The 3,528-nt window shown below is 54.8% G+C and carries 4 protein-coding genes; all 4 read right to left on the bottom strand.

The window, feature by feature from the left end; translation table 11 throughout:
- The coding region (locus tag RMSM_RS35180) for a DUF4198 domain-containing protein (protein ID WP_008709105.1) at positions 1-547 on the bottom strand (547 nt) is incomplete at its 3' end.
- Positions 548-889: 342 nt separating this feature from the next.
- Entirely contained in the window at positions 890-1,420 is a 531-nt protein-coding gene (locus RMSM_RS35170; protein ID WP_008709101.1) for a DUF2271 domain-containing protein, read from the bottom strand.
- Positions 1,421-1,458: 38 nt separating this feature from the next.
- Positions 1,459-2,133, bottom strand: coding sequence for a PepSY-associated TM helix domain-containing protein (locus RMSM_RS35165; RefSeq protein WP_008709098.1), 675 nt, complete (start codon positions 2,131-2,133; stop codon positions 1,459-1,461).
- A complete protein-coding gene (locus tag RMSM_RS35160; protein WP_052031958.1) occupies positions 2,130-3,182 on the bottom strand; it encodes a DUF1559 domain-containing protein in 1,053 nt (350 codons plus the stop codon). The genes RMSM_RS35165 and RMSM_RS35160 overlap by 4 nt, the downstream gene beginning before the upstream one ends.
- Between the last annotated feature and the right edge of the window lie 346 nt (positions 3,183-3,528).

Here is a 3,528-nt window from a genome sequence, read left to right as displayed (position 1 = left end):
CTTCCTCACCCGCGTAAAGATCATTCGGATGGGTGATCGGGATCAATTCTATGCCTTTCCCGGTGGGCTGCAACGCTTCATCAGATGGGGCGCCGTTGGTCACAAACGTTTCGATGCGGCCGATGCTCTCGGTGACTCGGACGTTGGTGGCGTCCGCGGGAATCTCTTTCTCAAGCGATGCGGCATTGCCACGCAGTCGATGTCGCTCTCCCCCATGTTCATAGCTTGCGAACGCACCGTCATTGACCACCGCGATTCGATAAGTGCCTTGTTGCGTCAGAGGAAGGTCAAAGACACTGCGGTATTTGCCAACCGCCAGATTCTGGCCTTCGACAGGTTCGCCATCGGGAGCCGTAATCACCAGTCCGTCGAGCTTCAGTGGGAAATGATTGAAGTAGAACAGGTCGTTCGAGACGGCGGCGTCGACGGTAACCCAGGGCTCCGCCCCGGACAGAACCGTTTGCGAAGGTCGCAGCCAAACTTTGTGTGCGTAACTCGGTACGGCAAGGGTGACAATGAACGCGGCGGAAAGCAAAAATCGAGACATTTCGTTTACTCCAAGTGGTGAGGGCGGGTTCTGGGACTACAAAGACTGTGATCACACATGACGCAATCGAGGTGCAATCTTTTTCGTCATGTGCATCTGGTGATTGTTTTTACTGCGAAGCAACGAGGCAGGAGATCTTCCGCGAAACAGCCGCGTTGGCGATCGCTGTGAAGCATTTTTGGATATGGGGAAAACGCGAATTAACTGTTGCGAAAGTCGCAGAGACTTTCGGCTACGCCAGTGAAACCGAAACTCTCTGCGAGTTTCGCTACGAATAAATGCTTCACAGCGTTTTCCCAATCGGTCGATGGGATGTTTACCCAATGACTCCTGCCTACATGGTTATGGGGTTATCGATAGCGAGACTTTACCGAGTTCGGTTTCGCCAGCGACTTCTTCTTCAATGGAGGACTTTGTGGGCCAAGTGAAAGGAATCTGCAGCAGTTCACGTCCACCCACTTCACGTGCCGCTTCGATCACAAGCACGTAGTCGCCCGGTTTTAGTGAGGCGAGACGCTTGTCGTTGCTGGCGAACTGCAACGTGTGCTTGCCGGCTGGACGCGTTGCACCGCACACACCATCGACGGGCAATTCGAGACTACGGCCCGAGCGTCGCCACCATTGCCGTAAATCAGGAAGCCATTTCGTGCCTTCGCCTTCCGTTTTGCCAGTCAGCTGGTACCACACGGCAAGGTTCGCAACCACTTTCCGGTTCGTGTCTTGGACCCAGACGGCGACGTAGGGACGGTGATATTCCGACACATTCAACTGCGGGATCTCAACGCTGACTTCCAGCTTGGTGGAATCCGGCTCACTTGCGGTGACAGCGAGAACGCAGACCGAAGATAGAAAGAACAGGCAGAGGTATTTCATCGAATGTCTCAGTGTTAGATTTTTCGGTGTCGATTTTTTTAGTGAATGAACAACAGAATCAGAATCCACGGCGCGACCAAACCAATCGCGACGAGTGGCCAAGTCGATCGGCGGTTTCCGGCACGTTCATACAGCAACAGCAATCCCGTGATGCAGAACACCAGCGTCGCAACCGCGAACACGTCCAAGAACCACATCCAAGCCGTACCCGTGTGTCGGCCTTTGTGTAAATCGTTCAAATACGCGATCCAGCCGCGGCTCGTCGATTGAAATTCAACTTCGCCGCTTTCTCGATCAATCGCGATCCAGGCATCGGATCCCGGTCCCTGCAACGAAAGATAAACTTCGTCGGCAGACCACTCGGCTTCGCGGACCCCGATGGAAATCGCGAACTGATCACTCAACCAGCTCGCAACTTCGCTCGGCAGCACTGCCAATTGGGTATCCTCGGCAACACGAAGCTGTGGTTGCAATCGTGTTGGCAACTCGACCAATTGGTTTTCGATGACCGGTTCTGTTTCGATCTGTGACGCATGATTCAGCGTGATGCCGGTGAAGGCGAACAGTATCATGCCCACCAAACTGATCGCGGAACTCATCCAGTGCGAATGGATCAGCAGCCGCAACCAAGCCGAGCGTCGGCTTCGCTTTTTTCGAAGTGGCTTCTTGACCGCCACGTTCGTTGGCGCCGGATCCATGGTGTCGATGCTCATTCAGACGATACCGTTTTGACTTCATGGCCGTGTCGGGTCCAGCTGGCGTGCCATACGGTGCGATCGATCGAATCGGTCACGGTTCGCACGCTGCCATCGGCCAAACAAACCTTTACCAATCCGGTGTGATTACTGCGGGCGGCCGTGATCTTGGACGATCCTCGCACCATATCGGGAATCGGACTATTGGGGCTCAAACGCCCGTTGATGACGGGCCCGTTGGGAACGCTGCCACGCAGCCAATAATGGTTGCGATCGCCATTCCATGCCGTGATATAGCTCTGCACATCGGCGATGTTTCCCGAGTCCGAGAGATTCGCGACGGTGGTATCCGCTGCGGACGTCGATGCTCGATAAAAATCGGGATCCATCACCGGCGTCGCGGTGGCTTGATCAATTGCGCCGCCAATCAGCGTTTCAGCAAACACGATCGTGTTGCTTGTCCCATCCAAGATGTCTCGGAATCCAACCTTCGCATCGATCCAGCACAAGCCGTCCGACTTCGTACCGTTTCCAGGATGAAACACGCCATCCAAACCGCTGCCCTGATTCATCGCATAGCTGGTTCCCGCGATCTGAATCGATGCCCCCGACGGCATGGACAACCAGTGCAAGGCGGCGTTAATGTCGCTCGGACACTCGTAGGTCGGGACGCGGGTGCCGGCGGCTTCATGGAGTCCCGCCGGCAGATCAGCCGTCGCCGGATGCCCCATGTAGATATCGAAATCGATCAGATCTTGCAGGCTCGCTTGCTCGAGAAACGGCAAGATTTTTGCAAACGGAGAATAGTCACTCGGGTAACCGCTGGGCCACGAGTAACCATTGTTAGGAAACTTGCCGTTATAGGTCGATGCATAGTTGTGCAAACCGAGCCCGATTTGTTTCAAGTTGTTGCTACATTGCATCGAACGCGCCGCTTCGCGAGCGGCTTGCACAGCGGGCAGTAGCAGCCCGACCAGCACGCCAATGATGGCGATCACAACCAGCAGCTCAACCAGCGTAAATGCATTACGATTGGATACCAATGGACCAAAGCTCAGCCCCCGCATCCGCGAACACTTCGACTGCAGCCGCGTGCGGTGAATCGATCGACATAAATAACACAACATAGAAAAATCTCCAGCCAGTTGGCTCACGAGGTAGGGATCGACCCTGAAAGCACAACGAAACGCCACTTGGCGAGTCGTTTTTTCAGGGGTGGATCGACCGTGGCTGGCTAGAGAGCCCCCTAAGGGCCCATCGCTTGCTTCGTCGAAACGATTCGCTGCTAATGCGAATCATTCTCAGTAAGTTAGTGGCCGATCTTGGTAATTACAAGTGGGGATAGGAACAAGGCGGTTAAAAAAACGGCGGTATTCGGCTGCGAGATTACACCATCGCCTCCGGCAGGCTCAC

Origin of the sequence: Rhodopirellula maiorica SM1 (assembly GCF_000346295.1) — a bacterium.
Classification (GTDB): Bacteria; Planctomycetota; Planctomycetia; order Pirellulales; family Pirellulaceae; genus Novipirellula; species Novipirellula maiorica.
This window is presented reverse-complemented; position numbering and strand designations above follow the sequence as displayed.

What these genes read in the sequence shown, in the direction of transcription:
- RMSM_RS35160 (WP_052031958.1), bottom strand. Translation starts at nt 3,182, where the DNA reads ATGCGGGGGCTGAGCTTTGGTCCATTGGTATCCAATCGTAATGCATTT.
- RMSM_RS35170 (WP_008709101.1), bottom strand. Translation starts at nt 1,420, where the DNA reads ATGAAATACCTCTGCCTGTTCTTTCTATCTTCGGTCTGCGTTCTCGCT.
- RMSM_RS35165 (WP_008709098.1), bottom strand. Translation starts at nt 2,133, where the DNA reads ATGAGCATCGACACCATGGATCCGGCGCCAACGAACGTGGCGGTCAAG.